We start from the raw sequence: 23,595 nt of genomic DNA, 5'->3' as shown, positions 1-23,595 counted from the left end.
CGTTCTTTTCCGCTGCTAATTAGTTGAGCCAATCGGGCTCTTACAGACGGTTTAGCTTTTCGCTCTACTGAGTGGAGGATCCAATTTAAAATTAGATTAATCCACTAAGAATGATTGAAATACCTCATTTCCTAATAACTTCCCTTTTCTTGTTAAACAAATATGAGTATTCGTCTCTTGAAGCAGTTCATGTTCTTTATTATGAAGTAATTGCTTTGCAAAGATTTCGTTCATCTCTACGCCGAATTTTTTTCTGAATTCCAGTTTAGAAACACCCGCTGTTTTTCGCAGCCCTAAAAATAACTCTTCTTCCATTTTTTCTTGTCCCGTTACTCCATGAACATCTAAATATGGCAAACCTGTCTCATCAATTTTCGTGAAATATTGTTTTAATGGACCCACATTTTGAATTCGCTCGCCATTTACATAACTATGAGCTCCAGCTCCAAAACCATAATACTCTTCATTATTCCAGTATGTGAGGTTATGTCTACTTTCATAGCCTTCTTTCGAAAAATTACTAATTTCATACTGTTTATAACCATGCTTTTCCATCTCATCCATCACAATTTCATACATTCTTGCTTCATGATCTTCTCCTGGAAGTCTCAGTTTTCCTTTATTCATTAAATTATAAAAGACCGTTTTCGGCTCGACAATTAAAGAATACGCAGAGAAATGTTGAACACCAAGTGTAAAAGCAATATCTAACGTTTCTCTTACATCTTCTATCGTTTGCGTCGGCAGTGCATAAATTAAATCAACATTAATATTTGTAAAACCAACTTCCTGTGCCTCACGAATCGCTACGAATGCATCTTCACTCGTATGTCTGCGCCCAATTTTTTGCAATAATTCGTCTCGAAATGTTTGAACACCAAAACTAATCCGGTTTACACCACCTTCTAGTAGAAGATTCAATTTCTCTTTAGGTAAATCTCCCGGATTGGCTTCAAAAGTTAGTTCACAATTTGGCGCAAACGGACGTAAACGACGATTAATAATATCTAGCAATTGCTCTGTCTGTTCCATATTTAGCGCTGTTGGTGTTCCTCCACCAACAAAAATCGTTTTCATTTGTTCAAAAGGTGTTTTATTGATTGTATTCACAATTTCTTTCTCTAAATATTGCAAGTATTGTTCAACTGGCTGACGCTCAATAAATACTTTATTAAAATCACAATAGTGACAAATATGCTGACAAAACGGAATATGAATATATGCAGCTTGTATCAAACTATGTTCCTACCTTTCTAAAAATAACCCCCCCCCGCATTTCGGAGGTTTATTTACTTCTGTAACCCTATGCGAATTTGATCCATTCGCATTTTCCCCCAATCATACATCATTTCAACAATTGGCAAAAGTGTCATACCGAGCTCCGTCATAAAGTACTCTACACGCGGAGGTACTTCTGGATATACAACCCGATTAATGATTCCATCTTCAGTCAATTCTTTTAATTGATTGGACAAAACTTTATGAGAAATATTAGGAAATAAACGCTGAAGTTCACTAAAACGATGTGGACCTTCCACACCTAAATGCCATAAAATCACAACTTTCCACTTTCCACTAATGATAGAAAGCGTTAGTTCCTTTTCACAATTAAAATCACCGTTTTGTATTTTTTCTTGAATTTCTTTTCGAATGTTTTCAGACACGGACAATCTCCTAACTTTGAATCAATGGTTACTTTTTAGTTACTCTGTCACCAAAAAGTGCATTCTTCCACATTTTATTTTGGTTCCTTACAATAAAAAGTGTCATCACTATTGTAAAGGAGAGATACAAAGATGTCTAAAAAAGTATTAATATTAACAGGGGATGCTGTAGAAGCATTAGAGGCTTATTATCCTTACTATCGTTGTCTAGAAGAAGGCTTTGATGTCACAATTGCTTCTCCAACAAATACAAATGTACTGCACACAGTCGTTCATGATTTTGAAGATTGGCAAACTTTCACAGAAAAACGTGGTTACCAACTAGAAGCGCATGCCGCATTTGAAAATGTAACCCCCGAAGAATACGATGCATTAATTATCCCTGGCGGACGTGCTCCAGAGCATATTCGTATGCATCCAGATTTCCCGCGTTTAGCAAAACATTTCTTTGAAGCAAATAAACCTATTATGATTTTATGTCACGCTGCTGTTGCATTAACAGTAATTAAAGATGTCTTAAAAAATCGCGAATTAACAGCATATATTGCATGCCGCCCAGAAGTAGAAGCATGCGGAGCAAAATATATACCCACTCGCTTCTACGTTGATAATAACTTAATTTCTGGTCACGCATGGAATGACCTTCCTCAATTAATGAGAGAATTCATTCGTCAGTTAAAAAAATAAAGTGAAACTTCCATCAGTGGGGTCTTACTGCCCGTTAATGCGGGATAAAAGTCCAATCACCCAAACAAAAAGAAGCCGTACAAACGGCTTCTTTTTGTTTAGTTATCATCCATTTTCAATACAGCCATAAATGCTTCTTGCGGTACTTCTACAGAACCAACGGACTTCATACGCTTCTTACCTTCTTTTTGTTTCTCAAGAAGTTTACGTTTACGAGAAATGTCACCGCCGTAACATTTTGCTAATACGTTTTTACGCATCGCTTTAATTGTAGAACGCGCCACAACTTTATTTCCGATTGTCGCTTGTATAGGCACTTCAAACTGCTGTCTTGGAATTAACTCTTTTAACTTTTCTACAATTACTTTTCCACGGTCATATGCTGAGTCACGATGCACAATGAAAGATAGCGCATCGACTTGCTCACCATTCAATAAAATATCCATCTTCACAAGCTTAGATGGTTTATAACCAATTAGCTCGTAATCAAAGGATGCATATCCTTTCGTATTCGACTTTAATTGATCGAAGAAATCATATACGATTTCAGAAAGTGGAATTTCATATGTCAAAGTAACGCGCGTTTCATCTAAATATTGCATATCAATAAACGTACCACGTTTTCCTTGGCAAATTTCCATAACTGCTCCAACATAATCGTTTGGAACCATAATAGATGCTTTTACATACGGTTCTTCCACACGATCAATAGATTGCGGATCTGGCATGTTAGATGGGTTATCAACTATCATGTCTTCACCGTTTGTTAAATATACTTTATAAATAACACTTGGTGCTGTTGTAATTAAATCAATTTTAAATTCACGTTCAATACGTTCTTGAATGATTTCCATATGAAGTAAGCCTAAGAATCCACAGCGGAAACCAAATCCAAGTGCTTGAGACGTTTCTGGTTCAAATTCAAGAGCAGAGTCATTTAATTCTAGCTTTTCTAATGCATCACGTAAATCATTATAACGTGCAGAATCAATTGGATATAAACCACAGAATACCATTGGGTTTAATTTACGATACCCTGGTAAAGGTTCTGCCGCTGGACGTTTTGCATGTGTAATCGTATCACCTACACGCGTATCACCAACATTTTTAATGGATGCCGCTAAGAAGCCTACATCACCTACTGTTAATTCTTCACGCTGCGTTGTTTTCGGTGTGAACACACCTACTTCTGTTACTTCAAACTCTTTACCTGTTGCCATCATACGTACTTTATCGCCAACTTTTACTGTACCGTTTACAACACGGATATATGCGATTACACCGCGGTACGGATCATATAAAGAGTCGAAAATCATACATTGTAATGGTTCTTCCGAATCACCTGCTGGAGCTGGCACTTTTTCAACGATTTGTTCTAAAATCTCTTCAATACCAATCCCCGCTTTTGCAGAAGCAAGCACAGCTTCTGATGCGTCTAAGCCAATTACATCCTCTACCTCTTGACGAACGCGCTCTGGATCAGCGCTCGGCAAGTCAATTTTATTAATAACCGGCAAAATTTCTAAATTATTATCTAGTGCTAAATATACGTTTGCTAATGTTTGCGCCTCAATCCCTTGCGCTGCGTCAACAACAAGTATCGCACCTTCACAAGCCGCTAAACTACGAGATACTTCATACGTAAAATCGACATGCCCTGGTGTATCAATTAAGTGGAGAATATATTCTTCTCCATCTTTCGCTTTATACGTTAATTGTACTGCATTTAATTTAATTGTAATTCCGCGCTCACGCTCTAAATCCATAGAGTCAAGTAACTGTGCTTTCATTTCGCGTTGTGTTAACGCATTTGTTTTCTCTAAAATGCGGTCTGCCAACGTTGACTTTCCGTGGTCAATGTGAGCAATAATGGAAAAGTTACGAACTTTAGACTGCCTTTTTGCTCTTTCTTCTTTATTCATCTATTTTCTCACTCCTACTAATCTCGCCAATATACACTAGCACTGATTATATCAATACAAGGGCAAAGATTCAATGAAAACTGGTGCAACGTTATAAGCAAGTGCTCTTACTTTTATCATATGCAATCCGTAAACAATAGACAAACCTTTTCTATCATGAAGAAAAGCTACCCTACTCTTAAGTAAGATAGCCGCTTCTTTACGCTTCAAATGAAAAGAAACTTCCACCAGTGGGGGTTTCTCTTCATCCCCCACTGATGGTTAGTTGAACCAATCGAGCTCTTACGGACGTTAACCCCCACCTATCTTCTTTGTCTTCTCAGAATTTTAAAGTGGGAGTCTTACTGTCCAAGAGTAGCTGGATTAATGAAATGCACCTTTCATTTTGTCAACAATGGTATATGTTATGCTGCGAACTACATTTTGCACCAATAAAGTCAATCCTTTTCCCATGCTCTCTAGCATATTAAAACTTTTTAATTCTTCTAGTTGTTTTTGTTTTTCCTCAATGGAAAATGTCTCTCCAAGAATTGTTCTCTCTACATCCTCGTGGTCTGTTCCTGTTATGTGAGCAATTTGCTCATATGTTGGATTATTATAGCCTTTCATCCGTTTTAGCCCGCTATTAGCAACTTGCATACCCGCTAATGTTATAAGAAATAAACTAATAACGAGAAGGATACATTTGCGTGTAAACTGCCCCAATTCTTATTTCTCCTTTTACAATCAATGCGTATATGCCCCTGTATTATCTTGATCAACTTGATGATGAAGCGCTGCATTCAAACCACTCGCAATGAGATTGGCCATATCTTCAATAAACGCATCTACTTCTTTTGGTGTTACCATTAAATTATGTCCGAGCGGCGCTAACACTTCATAAATTAACTTTCGCTTCTCTTCTTCCTCAAGCGTACCAACAGCTCCCAAAAACATATTGCGGCTTTTTTCATCCGGCATATCTTCTTCTGTAAGCTTTTTCTTCTCACCAAATGTAAATCCAGCTGGAAGTAAAGAACGGGCCGGCTTTCCACCCTCTCGCATCTCACGCCCAAAATGTTTTAAAATGAAATCAATTGTATCACTTGTAATCGAAACCGCATCTACAACAGTTGGAACACCAATTGCAATAACTGGTATACCTAGCGTATCTTTACTTAACTCTTTTCGTTTATTTCCAACACCAGAACCAGGATGAATACCAGTATCCGAAATTTGAATGGTACTATTCACTCGCTCAATAGATCGAGCAGCAAGTGCATCAATTGCAATCACAAAGTCTGGTTTCGTTTTTTCAATGACTCCATAAATCATATCGCTCGTTTCAATACCTGTAATGCCCATAACTCCCGGTCTAATCGCACTGACAGGACGAAAACCTTCCTCGACACTTTCTGGCTGCAACTTAAATAAATGGCGTGTGACAAGTACATTTTCTACAACAATTGGCCCTAGTGCATCCGGCGTTACATTCCAGTTACCAAGACCAACAATTAAGCAGCTCGCATCCTTTTCGATTCCAATTTCTTCCATAAAGTAGGAAAACTCTTTTGCAAAAACCCCCTCTACCCTTTGTTGTAACTCTGTATCTTGCTGACGAATCCCTTGTACTTCTAAGGTTAAATAATTCCCTGGTTTCTTTCCCATCGCCTCAACAGCACTTTCATCAATCGTCACCTTTGTAATCGTAATACCATCTTCTTCGCGCTCTTTTACAATTACACCTTGAATAGCAGATTTTTCTTCTTGCTGCTCTTGCAGCATTTGATGGGCTTCTAATGCAAGATCTGTTCTTATCGCATATTTACTTAAATCAAGCGGTTCACGCATACAATCTCCTCCACTACTTATAATAAATATTCATTAGAATTCCCCAAATCATTTTTAGTCATTCTTTTCCTATATTGAAATTTCATCGATCTCACTATTGCAATTCTCTTCTCCGTTTGATAGAATATCACTTGTTCTATGTAAGTATCGAGTCACTCGATCGCACCAGGGAGGTGAAATATATGGCAAACATTAAATCTGCTATCAAACGTGCTAAACTTAGCGAAGAGCGTCGTGCACATAACGCTTCTATCAAATCTGACATGCGTACAGCTGTTAAAACTGTAGAAGCTTTAGTTAACAATAACGATCTTGAAACAGCAAAAGAAGCATACAAAGTAGCTTCTAAAAAACTTGACAAAGCAGCTCGTAAAGGTCTTATCCACCAAAACGTTGCATCTCGTCAAAAATCTCGCTTAGCGAAACAAGTAAACGCGTAAGCGTTTAAAAAAACGATCCGTCTGGGTCGTTTTTTATTTTCCTAAAAAAATGTTCATGTAGTTATTTACATGAACATTTTTCCACTATCCAATATGATTTAAACGCATTAGAAAAAATTCTAGTACAAGGCGTTTATCCATTCTTCCTGTTTTCATATTATAATCTGCTTCAGCAAGTTCGTGAATCACTCGCTTTAACGCTTCAAATGAAAAGAAATTCGTTTGATTCATAGCCAATTTCACGCGATACGGATGCACGCCAATATGCGATGCAATTTGATTTTGCCCATAACCACGCTGCTGAAGTTCTTTCACTTGATATAATAAACGAAACTGACCTACAAGAAGCGCAAGTAGTTTAATCGGCTCTTCTTGCTGTGTAAATAATCCTTCTAAAATACGCATGGCACCTGCAATATCTTTTTTTATCACCTTTTCTGTTAAGGCGAACACATTTTGTTCAACAGACTTTGGAACAAGCTCTGCTACAAGACTTGTAGTAACCTCCCCGCCTATCCCGACATATAATGTGAGCTTATTCATTTCTTGCGCAAGCATCGTTACATTGCTTCCAACAAGCTCCAATAGTAAACTAGCTGCCCCTTCCTCTATTTGAATATGCATTTCTTCCGCACGGCTTACAATCCATTTACGTACATCTTGTACTTGCATTGCATTTGCTTCTACCACATCCGCCGTTTTTTTCAAGAGCTTTGTAATTTTTTTACGCTCGTCCAATTTTTCAAAAGGAGCGATAAATACAAGAATAGAAAATGGTGAAGGTTCAGCAATGTATTCCTCTAAAACTTTTACGTTTTGCTCAATTTTTGCTTTTTGCGATGTTAAAAATAACGGTGATTTCACAACGATAATTTTACGCTCTCCAAAAAAAGGAAGTGTCTTTGCATCTTCAACTACTTCTTCTATATATGCTTCTTCTAAGTCATACGTAACAACGTTGAACTCACGGTCTTCTTCAGGTAAGGCTTCTGATGTCAAAAGCTGAAGCGTTTCATTTATAAAATATGCCTCTGTTCCATATAACAAATATAATGCGGCAAATTGCTTTTTCTTTATTTTTTTATGTACATCACTCATGTAATTTCCTACTCCCTAACACTTTATATACTTATAGTAATGTGACAGCTACCGTTTTACAAGTGCAAAGGAACAGGCAGCTACCCGTTCCTTGATCTATATAAAACGTTACAAAATAAGCCCCGGGAATCTTATTTTGTAACGGTGATCACCTTGATTTTATTGTTTGCACCTGCCTTACCAACTATGAATGACAACTGTTAGCACACTTGGAAAAGCATTGATAAAGTGAAACTTCCATCAGTGGAGGGTGTTTTCCATTGTTGGTTAGTTGAACCAATCGGACTTTTACGGACAGGTATTCCCAGCTCTCTCAGAATCTTGAGTTGAGAATTTTTACTGCCCACGAATAACAGGATAAATTGTAGATTTTTTTCTGACAATATTTTATACTAAAATGGAATGTTGGGAGGGATTCAAAGATGAATGAATTTGAAAAAGACGTTCAAAGTAAGCGTAACGACGCTACTGATTCAGGGGTAGGCTTTATAGTTTCATTCGGATTTTTTACCACATTATTTATCATCGCAACAGTCATTAAATTTATCGGTTCTTAAAGACTGCATGTGGCAGTCTTCTTTTTTTCTGTGTTTCATCATATGTTAACTTACTGCGAAACGTTCCCGTCTCCCCTTGAAAAACGTAAGAAATTGCCCCTTGTTCATCCGTTCTCCACACTTCAATTCCGCGCTCCCTTAAACGCTCTAACACTTCGATATGCGGATGTCCATAACGATTTTTCTCTCCAACAGAAATAATAGCTTTTATCGGCTGCACTACATCCAAAAACTGTTGTGAAGATGACGTTTTACTACCGTGATGTCCAACTTTTAAAACGTCTGCATACAGCTCTGGATACCATTGTATAAGACGCTTCTCACCTATTTCTTCTAAATCACCTGTAAACAACCATGTTAGTCCTCCTATTTTTGTCCAAATCACAATAGATTGATCATTATCTTCTTTTTCTTCTCCTTCTGGGGATAATACCGAGAACACCGCATCTCCAGCCTTCCAGCTGTCTCCTCTTTCTACAATTCGAATAGGTATGTTCTTTTGCACAGCAAGCTGCTTTATTTGTTGTTCAGGTAAAGAGAATTTTATTTTTTCCCCTAGCACAACCTCTTTCACAGCAATGGATTGCATTATTTCTTTGGCTGCTCCCATGTGATCCATATCTCCATGTGTCACAATTAATTTATCAATCATTCGCACACCCTCTTTTTGTAAAAATGGAATGAGAATGTCATGTCCAACAGAAAATTCATGTTTTTTCTGCTGCCATTCTTCCTTCTTTACTGGAAGTGCCCCACCCGTATCAATTAAATATGTTCCTTGATTGTATGGGAGACGAATCAAAATAGCATCCCCTTGTCCAACGTCAATATAAGTAATACTTCCGTTTGCATTCACATATGGAAATACATAATGACATATACTAAGCAGACAAAAGCTCGATAGAAACAACATGCGATATTTTCTCCAAATAAGTCCCTCCCATGATAAAAGGACACTTACAATACTCATGCAATATAACATAACGATAAATGGCCGTGTTTGTCCAAAGGTAAGACGTATAAACGGTAAAGCTTCGCACATTTGAAGCATCACATTAGAAACGTGTATACATAGAGACAATATGTGAGCTAACCACTGCGACACAATTGGGAGAAATACCATACATATAAGAAGCACAATGCACATAGGTAAAACAAATAAAGATAAAAACGGGACATAGATCATATTAAGAAGAATACTGTAAGGAGAAAAATACCCAAAGTGATAAAGTAAAATAGGCGTACTTGTTAACTGGGAAATAACCGAAAGATACATGGAATTTTTTACTATACCATTTTTACTAGCTAGAAGCCGTGACGAAGATAATAAAAGGGGAAAACTTCCTACGAATGAAAACTGAAATCCAATGTCAAATAGTACATACGGATCATAAAAAAGCATAATCATCAATGTCATACTTAAAGCATCTATCCCCGAGACTCGGATTGCTTGCGTAAGCGCTCCTAGCACAATAACAGCAGCTATAGATGCTCGTACAACAGATGGTGAGGCCCCTTATACAGCGGAATACAAACGAGTAGGAGCATCGTCGTACTTTCACGTGTCATACCAATTCGAAGTGATACAAAATAACACATTACAGTTAACAGAACAATATGCGATCCTGATATCGCCAATAAATGAACAAGTCCAAACTGTTGATACTGTTCCTCTACCTCAAACGTCATATATTGACGATCACCAAACAATAAAGCATTCATAAAGGCTGCTGACTGCCCAGAAAACGTTTCTCCTATATAAGAAATAGCTGATTGCCTCACTGAATATAACCAATGAATAAAGGAAATATCTTTTTGCACACAATTCGAGATTGATTCAACCTCAAAAAGAGCATGAATATGCTGTTTATATAAATAATCCTTATAATCAAACGCATAAAAATTCCGAGGGAGTGGCGGCTCTTTCAAAGTACCGGTAAACGCACACACCATACCAGGGTGCAATTGCTTCAATTCTTCTTTTAATTTGCGAGATGGGATTTTGTAAAACAACTGAACTGTTTCATTACTTTCCATTCCCAACTGAAAAGAAAGACGATTTCCATTTATAAGTGGTGTACTTTGAATTGTACCTGTTACGTCTGTTTCACGAAAAGAGAGCATAGAATGATTTTGTGTGTCTACGTAGATTGCGTACACATACGTAAGACCAAATATGAGGACAATCAAGGAGAGTATTGGAAGAGAGGTACGAGAAAAACAAACTAAACAATAACAGCCGAATATAAGGAAAGGAACGATAGAAAAAGAGGAATAAGCTGTTGCAATCCCAAAGATAACTGAGATTGCAACGTAGCTCCATTGCCCACGCAACACGTACTCACCTCACGGTTTATACCATATTTTTTGCCTGCAGTAATACTTGTTGCAACTGTTCCAACGTCATTTCGTCCGTTTCTAACGAAGACAAAAGCTGTTTTAGCTCCTGCATTTTCTGTTGTTCTTCTAATGTTGTTACGTCAAATGTAAGAGGAACATGTTTTACTCTTACGTTGGCTTGCTCAAATAACTCAAGTGCATACGGATGATTTTTATAATCTTGCGCATAATACACCGCTGTAATACCGCTTTGAATAATTGCTTTACAGCAATGTAAACACGGAAAATGCGTAACATAAATTTCCGCTCCATCTGTTTTCGCACCAAATTTCGCACATTGCAGGAGTGCATTCATTTCCGCATGAATCGTGCGCACACAATGATTATCAATCACATAGCACCCTTCATCTATACAATGCACACCGCCAGCAATCGACCCGTTATAACCACCAGCAATAATGCGTTTATCCCGCACAATTGTCGCTCCAACCGCAAGCCTTGTACACGTGCTGCGCAGTGATAACAAATGACTTTGTGTCATAAAATATTGATCCCAAGAAACTCGTTCCATTATCTTCACCTACTTTTTAATCTTCTTACAGTTTAGCGAAATAAGAAAAAAGTCGTCAATCATTTAAGGAACAATTATTTCATCTTTTATTTTTTCCAGCGATTTTTCACCAATCCCATCAACCTCCAATAAATCTTCTACTTTTTGAAACGGACCGTGCTGCTCGCGATATTTCATAATATTTTCTGCTTTTCTAGGACCAATGCCAGATATTTTTTCAAGTTGCTCCTTTGTCGCTGTATTAATTTGTATTTTCCCTTCCTGCAAGGAAGATTCATTCACAGTAGCAGTTTGTTCTCCTTTTTTTGGTACATAAATCATCATTTGATCTTGCACAAGCTGCGCTAAATTTACCTTTGTTACATCTGCTTCTGGCAAAAATCCTCCTGCCTTTTCAACACTATCTTTCACCCGATCTCCAATTTGTAATTCATACACCCCTTCACGATGCACAGCTCCTTTAACATCAACTATAATCGATTTCGATTGCAGTTTAGAGTCTGTTACCTTTGTTTTCTCCTTCCTCTCTTCTATCTTAGAATTCGCTTCCACTTTCACTGCTGGTTGTTCTTGCCAACCTTTTGTTTGCCATACAAATAAAATACCGACAATGCCAATTGCTGCAAACAAAACGAGCCACTTTCTTTGCAAATTCATCATCATTTTGCACCTCTAATTCATAAATTCAAAATAAACTTCATATTGTTTAGGAGAAAGATGTTACGAAGGAGGGGATGAAACATTGAACATAGGAATAATAGGAACAGGGAATATGGGGAATATACTCATTGATGCATGTATCGAAGCCCGAGCTGTCAAACCTTCGTGTCTTACTATTATTAATCGTACTTTCGCAAAAGCATATCATATAAAAGAGAAGTATCCTTCTATTCATATAGCAAAAACAATTCAAGAAGTAATTGAACGCTCTGAGCTGATTTTTATTTGTGTAAAACCATTCGATATATATCCTATTTTGACAAAGCATGCTTCTATTCTTACAAATGACAAATGTCTAGTTTCCATTACAAGCCCTATATCTACCGTACAATTAGAAACGATCGTATCCTGCCATGTTGCTCGTATTATCCCGAGTATTACAAATCGCGCATTAGCTGGTGTCTCCTTATGCACATTCGGGAAAAAATGCTCACAAGAATGGCAAACGCTGTTATTGGAATTGTTTCAAAAAATCTCTAAGCCTATTATCATTGAAGAGAATATCACAAGAGTGGCATCTGATATCGTAAGCTGCGGTCCGGCATTTTTCAGCTATTTATTACAACGCTTTATCGACGCCTCTGTAGATGAAACAAATATTACACGTGAAGAAGCTACTATTTTAACGAGCGAAATGATTATTGGGATGGGAAAACTGTTGGAAAAACAAATTTTCACCTTGCCGACTTTGCAGGAGAAAGTGTGCGTAAAAGGCGGTATAACAGGAGAAGGGATTCGCGTTTTAGAAGAACATATTGGAGATATGTTTAACAAGGTGTTAAAACGAACACATGAGAAGTATGAGGAGGATGTTGAGCACGTGGAACAGCAATTTAATAAGCATTAATATATCTCTTACGACAAAAACTACTATATTCCTTCATAAATGCTTTATTTTTTGCGGTCTACCTTTATAAGTAAAAAAGCAACCATTCATACGGTTGCTTTTTTACTATGAATTCTTTTTAGCGACAAAGAAAATACGCTCTGTTTGTTCTGTTACTTCAGTTCTTTCGAAGTCTCCCGTTACGCGAAGAACAGTAAAACCAGCTTCTTCAAGCCATTTTGTCAATTCTTCAACAGGATATGTACGCTGCATATGCAACTCATCAAATCGATGATACACATCCTCCTCTTCATCTCGTACAAAAAATGTTAAATCATGCTCAACGCTGTTTGTTTCTTCACCAGGGAAGCAGTTCCAAATGAGAGAAATTTCTTCTTCATTGACTGTATACGTTTCATTTTGAAATACGTGATGAATTTTATAAAGAGAGTGAACATCAAATAAAAATAAACCATCTTGATGCAAATGATGATAGACACGTCGAAACGTTTCTTGAACGCCTTCTTCTTGAAATACATAATTTAACGAATCACAAAAAATCGTCACGCAGTCAAACTCACCTGGAACATCTAACTCGCGCATATCTTGTTGATAAAAAGGAATAAAATGACCTTCTTCACATAGCTTTTGCTGAGCGATTGTTAACATTTCTTCTGATAGGTCTACTCCTGTTACATCATATCCTTTTTTCACAAGAGGCAATGTGACATTACCCGTTCCGCAAGCTACATCAAGAATTTTCGCATCTGTTTTACCAATTTGCTCTAAGCTTTGTTCCGTAAATTCTACCCATTTTTCATACGGGACATCATTCATTAGCTCATCGTACAATAATGCAAATTGTTCGTACCTCATTGACCTAACTCTTCTGCGATATCTTCGCGCGGTACATCGCCCCAAAGACGTTCTAAGTTATAGTAACCACGCTCATCTTTATGGAATATGTGTACAACAACATCCCCAAGGTCAACTAACACCCAACGCGCTTCTTCAAAACCTTCCATGCGCTTTACATCAATGTGTACTTCATGTGCTTGCTCTTTAATTTCACGAGCGATTGCTTGTACTTGTTTATCAGAGTTACCATGGCAAATCACAAAATAATCCGCAAGCGGGGAAATCCCTTGCATATTTAAAACAACAATATCTTCTGCTCTTTTATCGTCAGCTGCTCGTGCTGCCAATACTAACAATTCTCTATCTTTCATTTCGTAAAGTCCTCCTTAATGACTGCATTATACGTTTGAAATGTTAATGGATAAATCGTTTGGTTCTTTTCCATTAAAAATTGTATTGTATGCTTTAAAGCATATAATAACGCTTGATTAATATCTTCTCGCGCTAGCTTCCGTGCTTCTTTAACGCCTGGAAACTTACGGCCGGGTTCAATATAATCCGCCACGTAAATCACTTTATCAAGCATTGTCATTTGTTCATGTCCACTCGTATGATACGTAATAGCTTGTAATATGTCAGCATCTGTAATACCGACTTCTTTTTCTACTAAATATGCCCCAACTGGTGCATGCCATAATTCTTTATTATAATGCAACAAGTCTTTTGGTAAATTTTCTCGTTTAATAATTTCTTCCATTTCTGAAATCGGTCTACACTTTGCATAATCATGAAAAATCGCTGCCAACTCGGCCTTTTTCTCGTCAACACCATATTGCTTTGCGAGTTCAATGGCCGTTTCCATAACACCAATTGTATGGATATAACGCTTTTCATGCATTTGTTGTTTCACAATTTCAAGTGCTCGCTTACGATCCATATAACCCATTCCTCTCAATGTATTCCTGTACCTCTTTTGGAAGCAAATATTTGCATGTCTTCTTCTTTGTAAAACGTTCACGTAAAAGTGATGAAGAAACAGCGAATTCTGGAATCTCTACCTTTACAATTTTATAAGGAGTAGAAAGTGTATAACCAGGACGAGCAACGCCGACAAACGTAACGAGCTTCAATAATTCATCGATGTTATACCATTTTGGTAAGTATTCGACCATATCCCCGCCAATAATAAAATGGAATTGTACGTCTGGATGCTCCTTTGTCAATTGTAACATAGTGTCATACGTGTAAGATGGGCCTTCTCGTTCAAGCTCTGCTAAACAAACAGAGAAGTGCATTTCTTGTTCGATTGCTAAATGGATCATTTCTAAACGATTACGTACACTTGTAACTTCCCTATCTCGTTTATGAGGGGGGATTTGATTCGGTAGAAACCAGACCTCATCAAGTTGCAATGCATCATACACTTCATTTGCAATTAACAAATGTCCATTATGAGGCGGGTCAAATGTCCCGCCAATAATCCCGATTCTCTTCAAAGAAAACGCCCCTTTACCTTGTTCTTACAGGCAATAGATCTCGTCCAAAACTTCTAATGCGTCAAAGAAGCAAGATACCTATAAGAACCCGATTGGTTCAACGAACTGTGATTGGAATAAAATTTCCTGAGATTGTTACTTTGTTTTTGGTAACACAATACGTTTATTTTCTTTTGATTCTTTATATAAGACGATTGTGTTTCCGATTACCTGTACAAGCTCTGCTTTTGCACCTTCCGAAAGCTCTTCTGCTACTTCATGACGATCAAATTCACAGTTTTGCAGTACACTAATTTTCATTAGCTCGCGCACTTCTAGCGCTTCTGCAATTTGCTTTATCATATTTTCATTTACTCCACCTTTACCAACCTGAAAAATTGGTGTTAAGTGATGTGCCTCAGCACGTAAAAATCTTTTTTGTTTTCCTGTTAACATGTATTTAGCCTCCAAGCTTTTTCATTACTATTTGTTTCATTCGTTCTATATCAGGTAAGCGTCCCGTCCAAATTTCAAATGCAAGCGCCCCTTGAAATACAAACATATCAATGCCATTTTGCACAATTGCTCCATGCGCCTTCGCATCTTGCAGCAATTTCGTTTCAAATGGATTATAAATAATATCAGACACAATGCTTCCTTTTTTTAAATCACGAATGCGCAGTGGTGTATCTTCTACATGCGGGTGCATACCTACTGTCGTTGTATGGATAATAATATCGTACAGTTCTTGTTTGTCTGTTGCTTCTTCTAAGGAAAGCGCCAAAGACATAACTTCACTTCTACAATCTGTAATAAGCTGCTCTGCTTTCTCTACTGTACGATTCGCAATGTCAATCTCTTTCACACCAGCAGCTGCAAGTGAATAATAAATCGCACGACACGCTCCACCAGCTCCAAGCAGTAAAATACGTTTGTTCGTTAATGGCTCTTTACTAATAGATTGCAATGAACGAACATACCCTATTCCATCTGTATTATAACCAATTAATTTTCCTTCTTTATGAAGTACTGTATTTACCGCACCGATTTGTTCTGCCAACGGATCAATTTTATCTAAATGCTGCATAATCGAAACCTTGTGCGGCGTTGTCACATTAAATCCAATAACTCCAAGTGCCTTCAATCCTTTCACCGCTTCGCCTAATTCACTCTCCTGAACGAGAAAAGCATGATAATGTGCATCCATCTCTAAATGTGTAAATGCATCATTATGCATGAGCGGTGATAAAGAATGTCCAATTGGATTTCCAATTACACCATATAATTGTTTCACAAGTCCTCACCACTTTAGATTAAAGATTTACGTAATGAAACACTAACTCCTTTTGGTACATGCGCCGCAATTTTTGCACCAGCTTCATTCACTGTTACCCATCCTAAACCTGAAAATACAACATCTGTTTTCGGCTCATGGATTGTAAATTCATATCTTACAAGTTCTGGCATGTTCTCAAGTTCTTCTGGTGTTGGTGGATTTAATAATTCCCCAGCATGCTTTTCATACAATGAATCCGCTTTTTCAAGCTTCGTACGATGGATTGTCAGACGATTGGATAAATGACAAGTAACCGAACGACGACCACCGCTTATATAATCAAATCTTGCTAATCCACCAAAGAATAACGTTTGTTCTTCATTAAGCTGAAATACCATCGGCTTAATTTCTTTTGTTGGAGTAATCATTTTTAAGCTTTGCTTTCCAACATAATGCGCCATTTGATGATGATTAATAATACCTGGTGTATCGTATAAAGATGAAGTTTCATCTAATGGAATATCGATTAAATCCAGCGTTGTACCAGGGAAATGTGATGTCGTAATAACATTTTCTGTTTCATCACTAAACTCTTTAATGATACGGTTAATAAATGTTGATTTCCCAACGTTTGTACATCCAACAACATAAACATCTTTTCCATCACGATATTGTTCAATTGCGCTTGCAAGCTCATCAATACCTTGACCTTTCGCTGCACTAATTAAGAAAACATCTTCTGGCTTTAACCCAAGTTGTTTTGCACTATAGCGCATCCAATGTGTTAGCTTTTCCGGTTTCACAGATTTTGGAATTAAGTCCGCTTTATTGCCGACAAGAAGTACTTTATTATTTCCAACAAAACGGTGTAAACCAGGTAGCCAGCTTCCGTTAAAATCAAAAATATCAACAATTTTAACAACTAAGGCATCAGATTGTCCAATTCCATTTAAAATGCGTAAAAAATCATCATCTGTTAATGAAACATCTTGAATTTCATTGTAATGCTTTAAACGAAAACAACGCTGACAAATGATATGTTCTTTCTCTAACGAAGAAGATGGTGCATAACCAACTTCATTTTTATTTTCTGTTTGGATTGCAACACCGCATCCAATACATTTAAATGTCTCAGTCAAGCTTTATTCCTCCCAATTAATTAAACCTTTTTTCTTCATATTACGCATAATTCTACGCTCAATTTTTCGGTTAAAACGAGTCATAAACCCATCTGTTTGTGCAACTGGAACAACTAAAATCGTGTGCAGTCCAACACGATTACCTCCAAGCACATCCGTTAATAATTGATCTCCAATTACAACTACTTCTTCAGCACGCAGATTCATTTTTGTTAGTGCTCGTTTAAAAGCTCGAACAAGCGGCTTACGTGCACTATGAATAAACGGAATACCAAGTGGATCAGCAAAATCTTTTACACGTTGTTCGTTATTATTCGAAACAACTGTCACTTGAATGCCGTGTTCTTTCATTTTTGCAAACCATTCTTCTAATTGCGGCGTCGCATTCGGACGATCCCATTCAATCAAGGTATTATCTAAATCAGTAATAATCCCTTTTATACCTTGTTTTTTCAGTTCTTCAGGTTGAATATGATATACGTTTTTCACGTATTCATTCGGTAAAAATAAACTCAATCTCTTTCACCTCTTTGAGGAGTTTTGTAAAGTTCAACTTCTCTTTTTGAGAGCGATTTTCTCTCAAAAAGGGTTAGTTGAACTTATCGGGCTCTTACAGGAAGTTATTCTTCTCGTAACTTACACTGCTGCTGTCCGTTAAAGTTGAATAAAATTTTTCGACAGCATTTTTCGATTGCGTACCTGTGGATAAACTTGTACACAATTTCCACATTGAAGTTTCAGTTAATTCTAAAATTACCAACAATTATTACACATCTTATCCACGATAGCATGTGGATAACCAACAGATTGTGACATAAGACAAATTTTGGTACATTAAATGAGACAAATTTACCTTTTTCGCAGGAGGTGAACCGCCTTGACGGCGAAACATATGGAAAAGTTATCTACTGAATTACTCACTGAGTCTTATTATAAAGCAAAAGAATTAAAATTAAATCCCGACTTCATTTTACTTATTAAACAAGAAATCATTAGACGCTCACTAGAGGACAAGCTTTTGAAATCGTCTTGAGTACATATACAGTGAAACCTCCATAGGCGGCCTTTTACCCGCTTATGATTAGTTGACCAGATCACCTTAATAAGCTCTGTATATTAAGGTTAGAGACATACTGCCCCTTCAGTGCGGGACAGGTACTGCTTCACCTGTAAAAAGAGCCATCTATAAGACGGCTCTTTTATTATAAAGTGAAACGAGCTATATAAAAGCTGCTTCTTTTATAATCGAGTTGCGACTTTTTCACCAACACGAACCTCTTGTCCACTAGTTAATGATTGAACTACTTCAATCATATCTTTTTCAAATAATAGAACGACTGTAGAGCCAAATGTAAAGTAAGCCATCTCTTCACCTTTTTGAATAACTTCTCTCTCATGCAACAGTTCAATACTATTAACAAACATTGCGCCTACTTTAACAAGAGCTAACCGCGCCCCCTCACTCTCTATTTCAGTTACAGAGCGATAGTTTTTGGATAACGTATCCTTTCCATATTTCATACCCGCTGCATTAACAGGATAGGATTTCCTTCCAAGTACAAAACGTTCTGTCACTGCACCTGAAAGTGGGCTATGAATACGGTGATAATGGCTTGGACTTAAATAAATAACCATATATGTACCACCCGCGTAACGCGCTGCTCGTTCTTCCGTACCAAGCATATCTACAATAGAATATTGTTTCCCTTTAATCTCAAACATTTTTGCCTGATCAATAGGACCGTGATCTGCAAAAACACCATCAACCGGACTCACAACGCTGGATACTTCTGTATCAATTGCTCGTTTTCCCTTTTTTAATTTACGCGTAAATAATTCATGCAGCGTTCCGTACTCTTTTAAATCCTTCTCCATCTCATCTTGCCTAATTTGAAATACTTTCGCATAAGACGGAATAATAATCGAGCTTAAACGCGACTGCGCAAAATTACGCAATACATAGGACGTAAAACGACCGTTTGTAAGTTCAATCAATAATCGATATAACGTACGTCGCAAACTGCGAAACCCCCTACTATGATATATAATTTTCTAATAAGACTATTACATGTAGTTTTTCCTATTTTTGTTTCTATATCATAAATTATTAGCACCTTTTAATATTACAGATAGAACCCATCATTTTCAACCGTGAACATAGATTTATCAAAGGAGTTTCATTTTATCCAAAAAGAAAGGTGCCTGCTTTCGAATAAAATCAGGCACTTTCCATCTTTAAGATTTCCCCTTCTTCTCTTTTTCTGCACGAACAAATTCATGAAACATCTTCATTAATGCCCTCTTCTCAATACGCGATACATAGCTCCGCGATATACCAAGTGCTTTCGCAATCTCTCGCTGCGTTTTCTCTTTCTCCATGCCAAGACCAAATCGGTTTACAATTACTTCTTTTTCCCGTTCATCCAATATATCGATATACTCTTTAATTTTCTCAAGCTCCATACTCAGTTGAATGGTATCAATCACATCTTCTGATTCTGACTTTAAAATATCTATTAAAGAAATTTCATTCCCTTCCTTATCCTGCCCGATTGGATCATGAAGAGAAACATCTTTTTTTGTTTTCTTTAATACACGTAAGTGCATTAAAATTTCATTTTCAATACAGCGAGCGGCATACGTTGCCAATTTTGTTCCTTTTCCTTGCGAATAGCTTTCAATCGCTTTAATTAAACCAATTGTACCGATGGAAATTAAATCTTCTGCATCTTCTCCTGTATTTTCAAATTTCTTCACAATATGTGCCACAAGACGTAAATTATGTTCGATGAGGAGATTTCTTGCATGCGCATCTCCTTGCTCCATAAGCTCTAAGTACTTTCTCTCCTCATCAGGCGACAACGGTTGTGGAAATGCGTTATTTTTGACATACGATACGAAAATAAAAACTTCGCGAATCATATATCCAATTGCGGCGAACAGACTCAACCTCTTCACCTCCGCAAAAATAGTGGTCTTTCCTATATGTATGTGGGCATGAAGTTGTTTGTGTCTGTACAATGCAAATATCAATTCTTTCATTTTTCAAAGTCCGTTATTAAGTCAAAACCTGTTTTATCATACATTTAGAGTCCCCTCCAAATTACTTATTGAAGGGGATTGATGTTGGCATAAAGTGAAACTTCCATCAGTGGAGGGTTTTTTTCATCCCCCACTGATGGTTAGTTGAACCAATCGGGCTTTTACGGGCAGTTATCCCCCACCTATCTTTCTCGGTTCTCTTTGAATCTTGAGGTGGGAGTCTTATTTCCCGTTAATGCGGGATAAAAATGATTGAAATTAATGCTGCTATTCTTGCTGCATCCCCTAACCCTAAATTTTGTTTCTGATCCTTATAGGGTAAGAGGTGGAGTTATAGGAGCTATTGGAGAGAAAGGAACAGGTGAAGTTATAGGTCTAGGTATCAACTGATTATGCAAGACGGTATTTCCCTCTTGCGGCACACCCTCAGCATTGATCCCAAATGTATTGACGATGACACGTCTGATAGGAGTAGGTGGGTGAGTAAAATTAGACGAAAAAGTAACAATCACTTCGTAGCAAGGACTTGGCAGATGTACAGGTTGTGGTGGAGATGCGTGAATCGTAAAAAGGCCGCGTGGCGGAATCGTACCTATAAGAGGTGTAAAAATCGATTGGACATTGTTAGGAGGAACGATATTAGTTTGCTGCGGTTGAACCCCTTGTGTCGATAAAGACGGATTGATAGCTTGTCCGGCTAGAAATCCAACCTTAGCAAACTCTGTAGGATCCCACGTATTTTGCCAATCTAACACAGACACAGTGACCGTTTTGGATTCGTAGAAATCCTCATTCAAAAGCGTAACAACCACAATCTCAGTATTGGGATTTCTCAATATAGGACCTGTTGTAAATACGTGCGATTTTTGTGGTCTTTGAGCTCCTGCAATCGGAACAGGAAACTCATACGAATGGAAAAATTTTTGATCTTTTGGGGGCAAAAATAAATAAACTCCTTTCTATATGAAATATACTATAAATATATGAAATAAGACTTCGTTTGCTTGTATGCTCGTCTACATTTCCCAATCAAATTTCCATTTATATCTCGGTTGATATAACGTATCGTTAGCAGAAATAAAGTGAAACTTCCATCAGTGGGGGGGAGCTTACTGTCCGTTAATGCGGGATAAACTACTGTATTCCCATTTCTCTTTCCTTATCCTACTTCCTTTACAAACAACAAAAAAACGACTAGAATTTCTAGCCGTTTACTTCGTTTCACGATGTAATGTTACTCGTTTTAATCGCGGACAATATTTTTTTAGTTCAATACGCTCTGGATTGTTTCGTTTGTTTTTCTTTGTAATATAATTGCGATCACCGCATTCTGTACAAGCTAATGTAATATTTACACGCATAAGTTTACACCTCCTAGAAAATTCATTCTTTGAAACAAAACGTAATCATTACGATTTATATCATAAACTTTGTAATTCACTTTGTCAATTCTATAAAAAAACGGTTCTCCTTATTTAAAGAACTGATTCATTCTTCGATATATACTATCGATATAATCGAATTATAGTTTCATCACTTTTTCCCATTACAATCATTAAAACTGCAATGATATAGAAACTTATACAAAGAACGCAAAAATACCTCGAATTCAACGATATAAAAAAGACAAATAACTGAAACAATTTGTTCATACGAAATTCACATCAATCAATTAGTATAGAAAATGTACATAGTTATAATAAACACTATGTGTGAAGGAGGACAGCCTAATGAAAACACGCTATCGCTTTATGATCTCATCATTCGCAGCATGTGCGTATATGATTTGGTATTTAGTTTAAGCAACCTTACCTTCCAAATAAGAAAAAGGTGTGTATATAATGGAATATAACCAAACAACAGTTGATTATTGGAAAGCATTTGTATTACCTTATACATTTGCTCTTGAAGAACTGAAAACAAAATTTGAAATTATGAACCGGGAAGCTCAGTTTCTAGAAGACTACAACCCGTTTGAACATATAAAAACACGATTAAAACAACCAAAAAGTATTATTAAAAAGCTAGAACGAAAAAACTTAGGACCAACTGTCGAAAACGCCCAACATCAATTATTCGATATTATCGGTATTCGAATTACATGTTGTTTCGTGGAAGATATTTACTATTTAAAAAATTTGATAGAAAAACGAACAGATATGGAAATCGTAGAAGTTAAAGATTATATTGCAACGCCAAAACCAAATGGCTATAAAAGTCTCCATATGATTATTAAGTATCCATTAGCATTAAATTCAGGAACACAAGATGTTTTCGCAGAGATTCAATTACGTACGTTAGCAATGGATTTCTGGGCAAGTTTAGAACATAAAATGTATTATAAATATGAAGGAAATATCCCTGAATATTTAAAGCAGGAATTACATGATGCCGCTATGAAAGCTGAAGAACTTGACAATAAGATGGCATCTATCCGTCAAGATATTGATGATATTGAATCGTGTTCAGAGCGCATTTTATTACCTGTGTAAAAGAAGTTCTCGATTTTAGAGAACTTCTTTTTTATCCCGCATTAACGGACAGTAAGACCCCCACATCAAGATTATGAGGAAACAAAGAAGATAGATAGGAGGATAACTGATGAAAGTTTCACTTTATCCTTCTTCAATTACACGTACCTCTTCTATCTTCCATACACCGTTTTCTTTTCCTACGGTGTAACGAACTTTCTTTTCAGCAGATTCTTCTTTCTCCTTTGTTTCTACTACAGCATACTCTCCTTCAAAATTCCTTACACTAAAATCCAATAATTCGATTTTTTTATTCTTATTTTTAAATTCTGCTTCTTTTTGTGCTTTTGTATCCTCTAATCCTAATGACTTCGTTGAAAAAAGTGCCATGTGCCCCTCAAAGTTTTTCTCATTTATTGTTTGAATATAGGAATCTATTAACTTTTTAATTCCTTGTTGTTCTTCCTCCGGTATAGGCTTTGTCATCTTTTTATTTTTCTCTTCTTTATGAATCGTTTCTTCCTTTTTTATTATGTCTTTTTGTACTTTTTCTTGTGAGCTACATCCACATAATTGAAAACTTATTATGCCTAAAATCCCTAATCTCTTTAGAATTCGTTTCATATATGTCCCCTCCAAAATCAAAAAGAAAAAAGCAAGGCAACGAAGCCCCGCTTTT

The 23,595-nt window shown here is 36.9% G+C and carries 27 protein-coding genes and 1 pseudogene; 6 read left to right on the top strand and 22 right to left on the bottom strand.

Annotation, left to right across the window (positions count from 1 at the left end):
* Positions 1 to 96: 96 nt before the first annotated feature.
* Together hemW and LRP84_RS09490 are read right to left on the bottom strand one after the other, a co-directional pair.
* Complete coding sequence (gene hemW / locus LRP84_RS09495; RefSeq protein ID WP_230574856.1) at positions 97 to 1,236, bottom strand: radical SAM family heme chaperone HemW; 1,140 nt, start codon at positions 1,234 to 1,236, stop codon at positions 97 to 99.
* Between the two features lie 53 nt (positions 1,237 to 1,289).
* Positions 1,290 to 1,664, bottom strand: coding sequence for a winged helix-turn-helix transcriptional regulator (locus LRP84_RS09490; RefSeq protein WP_230574855.1), 375 nt, complete (start codon positions 1,662 to 1,664; stop codon positions 1,290 to 1,292).
* 132 nt (positions 1,665 to 1,796) lie between these two features.
* Here LRP84_RS09490 and LRP84_RS09485 point away from each other — a divergent pair, with 132 nt between their 5' ends.
* Positions 1,797 to 2,351, top strand: a complete 555-nt coding sequence (locus tag LRP84_RS09485; protein WP_230574854.1) for a DJ-1/PfpI family protein — start codon at positions 1,797 to 1,799, stop codon at positions 2,349 to 2,351.
* A gap of 98 nt (positions 2,352 to 2,449) precedes the next feature.
* Here the strand turns inward: LRP84_RS09485 and lepA are convergent, their stop codons facing one another.
* The 3 genes from lepA to gpr all read right to left on the bottom strand — a co-directional run bounded on the left by lepA (position 2,450) and on the right by gpr (position 6,103).
* Positions 2,450 to 4,273 (bottom strand): elongation factor 4, encoded by a 1,824-nt coding sequence (gene lepA / locus LRP84_RS09480; protein WP_230574853.1) that lies wholly within the window; start codon positions 4,271 to 4,273, stop codon positions 2,450 to 2,452.
* 363 nt (positions 4,274 to 4,636) lie between these two features.
* Positions 4,637 to 4,978 (bottom strand): YqxA family protein, encoded by a 342-nt coding sequence (locus tag LRP84_RS09475; RefSeq protein WP_230574852.1) that lies wholly within the window; start codon positions 4,976 to 4,978, stop codon positions 4,637 to 4,639.
* A 21-nt stretch (positions 4,979 to 4,999) separates the two neighbouring features.
* The gene (gene gpr / locus LRP84_RS09470) at positions 5,000 to 6,103 is read right to left on the bottom strand and encodes a GPR endopeptidase (protein WP_230574851.1); all 1,104 of its coding nucleotides are present in this window, start codon (positions 6,101 to 6,103) and stop codon (positions 5,000 to 5,002) included.
* A 182-nt stretch (positions 6,104 to 6,285) separates the two neighbouring features.
* Between gpr and rpsT the strand changes: the two genes are divergently transcribed.
* A complete protein-coding gene (rpsT, locus tag LRP84_RS09465) occupies positions 6,286 to 6,543 on the top strand; it encodes a 30S ribosomal protein S20 (RefSeq protein ID WP_020062230.1) in 258 nt (85 codons plus the stop codon).
* A gap of 84 nt (positions 6,544 to 6,627) precedes the next feature.
* On the opposite strand, the gene holA is transcribed toward rpsT, so the two are convergent.
* Positions 6,628 to 7,641 carry a DNA polymerase III subunit delta gene (gene holA, locus LRP84_RS09460; protein ID WP_230574850.1) on the bottom strand — a complete coding sequence of 338 codons (1,014 nt, stop codon included), beginning with the start codon at positions 7,639 to 7,641 and terminating at the stop codon, positions 6,628 to 6,630.
* A 422-nt stretch (positions 7,642 to 8,063) separates the two neighbouring features.
* Between holA and LRP84_RS09455 the strand changes: the two genes are divergently transcribed.
* Positions 8,064 to 8,198, top strand: a complete 135-nt coding sequence (locus tag LRP84_RS09455; protein WP_230574849.1) for a YqzM family protein — start codon at positions 8,064 to 8,066, stop codon at positions 8,196 to 8,198.
* Here LRP84_RS09455 and LRP84_RS09450 read toward each other — a convergent pair.
* The 3 genes and pseudogenes from LRP84_RS09450 to LRP84_RS09440 form a co-directional block, all read right to left on the bottom strand.
* Positions 8,185 to 10,532: pseudogene (locus LRP84_RS09450) on the bottom strand (DNA internalization-related competence protein ComEC/Rec2). The gene LRP84_RS09455 and the pseudogene LRP84_RS09450 sit on opposite strands and share 14 nt — an antisense overlap.
* Positions 10,533 to 10,551: 19 nt before the next feature.
* Positions 10,552 to 11,109 carry a ComE operon protein 2 gene (locus LRP84_RS09445; RefSeq protein WP_230574848.1) on the bottom strand — a complete coding sequence of 186 codons (558 nt, stop codon included), beginning with the start codon at positions 11,107 to 11,109 and terminating at the stop codon, positions 10,552 to 10,554.
* 63 nt (positions 11,110 to 11,172) lie between these two features.
* Positions 11,173 to 11,772: a helix-hairpin-helix domain-containing protein gene (locus tag LRP84_RS09440; protein WP_302850582.1), complete on the bottom strand. Its 600-nt coding sequence runs from the start codon at positions 11,770 to 11,772 to the stop codon at positions 11,173 to 11,175.
* Between the two features lie 79 nt (positions 11,773 to 11,851).
* On the opposite strand from LRP84_RS09440, the gene comER reads away from it, so the two are divergent.
* Positions 11,852 to 12,676: a late competence protein ComER gene (gene comER, locus LRP84_RS09435; RefSeq protein ID WP_098307884.1), complete on the top strand. Its 825-nt coding sequence runs from the start codon at positions 11,852 to 11,854 to the stop codon at positions 12,674 to 12,676.
* Between the two features lie 105 nt (positions 12,677 to 12,781).
* On the opposite strand, the gene LRP84_RS09430 is transcribed toward comER, so the two are convergent.
* From LRP84_RS09430 to LRP84_RS09395, 8 genes are all read right to left on the bottom strand, one after another.
* Complete coding sequence (locus LRP84_RS09430; protein ID WP_230574846.1) at positions 12,782 to 13,531, bottom strand: class I SAM-dependent DNA methyltransferase; 750 nt, start codon at positions 13,529 to 13,531, stop codon at positions 12,782 to 12,784.
* Positions 13,528 to 13,884 (bottom strand): ribosome silencing factor, encoded by a 357-nt coding sequence (gene rsfS, locus LRP84_RS09425; protein WP_230574845.1) that lies wholly within the window; start codon positions 13,882 to 13,884, stop codon positions 13,528 to 13,530. Before rsfS ends, LRP84_RS09430 begins: the two co-directional genes overlap by 4 nt.
* Positions 13,881 to 14,450: a bis(5'-nucleosyl)-tetraphosphatase (symmetrical) YqeK gene (yqeK, locus tag LRP84_RS09420; protein ID WP_230574844.1), complete on the bottom strand. Its 570-nt coding sequence runs from the start codon at positions 14,448 to 14,450 to the stop codon at positions 13,881 to 13,883. Before yqeK ends, rsfS begins: the two co-directional genes overlap by 4 nt.
* Positions 14,440 to 15,009 (bottom strand): nicotinate-nucleotide adenylyltransferase, encoded by a 570-nt coding sequence (locus LRP84_RS09415; RefSeq protein WP_098307892.1) that lies wholly within the window; start codon positions 15,007 to 15,009, stop codon positions 14,440 to 14,442. The genes yqeK and LRP84_RS09415 overlap by 11 nt, the downstream gene beginning before the upstream one ends.
* A gap of 135 nt (positions 15,010 to 15,144) precedes the next feature.
* Positions 15,145 to 15,444: a ribosome assembly RNA-binding protein YhbY gene (gene yhbY, locus LRP84_RS09410; protein WP_098307893.1), complete on the bottom strand. Its 300-nt coding sequence runs from the start codon at positions 15,442 to 15,444 to the stop codon at positions 15,145 to 15,147.
* Between the two features lie 4 nt (positions 15,445 to 15,448).
* Positions 15,449 to 16,282 (bottom strand): shikimate dehydrogenase, encoded by an 834-nt coding sequence (aroE, locus tag LRP84_RS09405; protein ID WP_230574843.1) that lies wholly within the window; start codon positions 16,280 to 16,282, stop codon positions 15,449 to 15,451.
* A gap of 14 nt (positions 16,283 to 16,296) precedes the next feature.
* Positions 16,297 to 17,403: a ribosome biogenesis GTPase YqeH gene (gene yqeH / locus LRP84_RS09400; protein ID WP_230574842.1), complete on the bottom strand. Its 1,107-nt coding sequence runs from the start codon at positions 17,401 to 17,403 to the stop codon at positions 16,297 to 16,299.
* Positions 17,404 to 17,406: 3 nt separating this feature from the next.
* Complete coding sequence (locus tag LRP84_RS09395) at positions 17,407 to 17,919, bottom strand: YqeG family HAD IIIA-type phosphatase (protein WP_230574841.1); 513 nt, start codon at positions 17,917 to 17,919, stop codon at positions 17,407 to 17,409.
* A 361-nt stretch (positions 17,920 to 18,280) separates the two neighbouring features.
* On the opposite strand from LRP84_RS09395, the gene LRP84_RS09390 reads away from it, so the two are divergent.
* Entirely contained in the window at positions 18,281 to 18,436 is a 156-nt protein-coding gene (locus LRP84_RS09390; RefSeq protein ID WP_141524996.1) for a sporulation histidine kinase inhibitor Sda, read from the top strand.
* Positions 18,437 to 18,642: 206 nt separating this feature from the next.
* On the opposite strand, the gene LRP84_RS09385 is transcribed toward LRP84_RS09390, so the two are convergent.
* From LRP84_RS09385 to rpmG, 4 genes are all read right to left on the bottom strand, one after another.
* Positions 18,643 to 19,422 (bottom strand): phosphatidylserine decarboxylase, encoded by a 780-nt coding sequence (locus tag LRP84_RS09385; RefSeq protein WP_230574840.1) that lies wholly within the window; start codon positions 19,420 to 19,422, stop codon positions 18,643 to 18,645.
* Between the two features lie 216 nt (positions 19,423 to 19,638).
* Positions 19,639 to 20,352, bottom strand: a complete 714-nt coding sequence (sigK, locus tag LRP84_RS09380; protein ID WP_230574839.1) for an RNA polymerase sporulation sigma factor SigK — start codon at positions 20,350 to 20,352, stop codon at positions 19,639 to 19,641.
* A gap of 404 nt (positions 20,353 to 20,756) precedes the next feature.
* Positions 20,757 to 21,386, bottom strand: coding sequence for a hypothetical protein (locus LRP84_RS09375; protein ID WP_230574838.1), 630 nt, complete (start codon positions 21,384 to 21,386; stop codon positions 20,757 to 20,759).
* Positions 21,387 to 21,656: 270 nt separating this feature from the next.
* Positions 21,657 to 21,806 (bottom strand): 50S ribosomal protein L33, encoded by a 150-nt coding sequence (gene rpmG / locus LRP84_RS09370; RefSeq protein WP_001265619.1) that lies wholly within the window; start codon positions 21,804 to 21,806, stop codon positions 21,657 to 21,659.
* A 480-nt stretch (positions 21,807 to 22,286) separates the two neighbouring features.
* On the opposite strand from rpmG, the gene LRP84_RS09365 reads away from it, so the two are divergent.
* Positions 22,287 to 22,937 (top strand): GTP pyrophosphokinase, encoded by a 651-nt coding sequence (locus LRP84_RS09365; RefSeq protein WP_230574837.1) that lies wholly within the window; start codon positions 22,287 to 22,289, stop codon positions 22,935 to 22,937.
* A gap of 123 nt (positions 22,938 to 23,060) precedes the next feature.
* Here the strand turns inward: LRP84_RS09365 and LRP84_RS09360 are convergent, their stop codons facing one another.
* Complete coding sequence (locus tag LRP84_RS09360; protein WP_230574836.1) at positions 23,061 to 23,540, bottom strand: hypothetical protein; 480 nt, start codon at positions 23,538 to 23,540, stop codon at positions 23,061 to 23,063.
* Positions 23,541 to 23,595: the final 55 nt, after the last annotated feature.

It is taken from the genome of Bacillus rhizoplanae, assembly GCF_917563915.1.
Classification (GTDB): Bacteria; Bacillota; Bacilli; order Bacillales; family Bacillaceae_G; genus Bacillus_A; species Bacillus_A rhizoplanae.
The sequence above is the reverse complement of the archived record's forward strand: the minus strand, read 5'-3'. Positions and strand labels throughout refer to the sequence as shown.

Excerpts from the sequence above, each read along its gene's own strand:
- LRP84_RS09360 (WP_230574836.1), bottom strand. The coding sequence starts at position 23,540 with ATGAAACGAATTCTAAAGAGATTAGGGATTTTAGGCATAATAAGTTTT.
- lepA (WP_230574853.1), bottom strand. The coding sequence starts at position 4,273 with ATGAATAAAGAAGAAAGAGCAAAAAGGCAGTCTAAAGTTCGTAACTTT.
- LRP84_RS09485 (WP_230574854.1), top strand. The coding sequence starts at position 1,797 with ATGTCTAAAAAAGTATTAATATTAACAGGGGATGCTGTAGAAGCATTA.
- LRP84_RS09455 (WP_230574849.1), top strand. The coding sequence starts at position 8,064 with ATGAATGAATTTGAAAAAGACGTTCAAAGTAAGCGTAACGACGCTACT.
- LRP84_RS09440 (WP_302850582.1), bottom strand. The coding sequence starts at position 11,772 with ATGATGATGAATTTGCAAAGAAAGTGGCTCGTTTTGTTTGCAGCAATT.
- LRP84_RS09445 (WP_230574848.1), bottom strand. The coding sequence starts at position 11,109 with ATGGAACGAGTTTCTTGGGATCAATATTTTATGACACAAAGTCATTTG.
- rpsT (WP_020062230.1), top strand. The coding sequence starts at position 6,286 with ATGGCAAACATTAAATCTGCTATCAAACGTGCTAAACTTAGCGAAGAG.
- yhbY (WP_098307893.1), bottom strand. The coding sequence starts at position 15,444 with ATGTTAACAGGAAAACAAAAAAGATTTTTACGTGCTGAGGCACATCAC.
- holA (WP_230574850.1), bottom strand. The coding sequence starts at position 7,641 with ATGAGTGATGTACATAAAAAAATAAAGAAAAAGCAATTTGCCGCATTA.
- rpmG (WP_001265619.1), bottom strand. The coding sequence starts at position 21,806 with ATGCGTGTAAATATTACATTAGCTTGTACAGAATGCGGTGATCGCAAT.
- LRP84_RS09365 (WP_230574837.1), top strand. The coding sequence starts at position 22,287 with ATGGAATATAACCAAACAACAGTTGATTATTGGAAAGCATTTGTATTA.
- gpr (WP_230574851.1), bottom strand. The coding sequence starts at position 6,103 with ATGCGTGAACCGCTTGATTTAAGTAAATATGCGATAAGAACAGATCTT.
- LRP84_RS09430 (WP_230574846.1), bottom strand. The coding sequence starts at position 13,531 with ATGAGGTACGAACAATTTGCATTATTGTACGATGAGCTAATGAATGAT.
- rsfS (WP_230574845.1), bottom strand. The coding sequence starts at position 13,884 with ATGAAAGATAGAGAATTGTTAGTATTGGCAGCACGAGCAGCTGACGAT.
- yqeK (WP_230574844.1), bottom strand. The coding sequence starts at position 14,450 with ATGGATCGTAAGCGAGCACTTGAAATTGTGAAACAACAAATGCATGAA.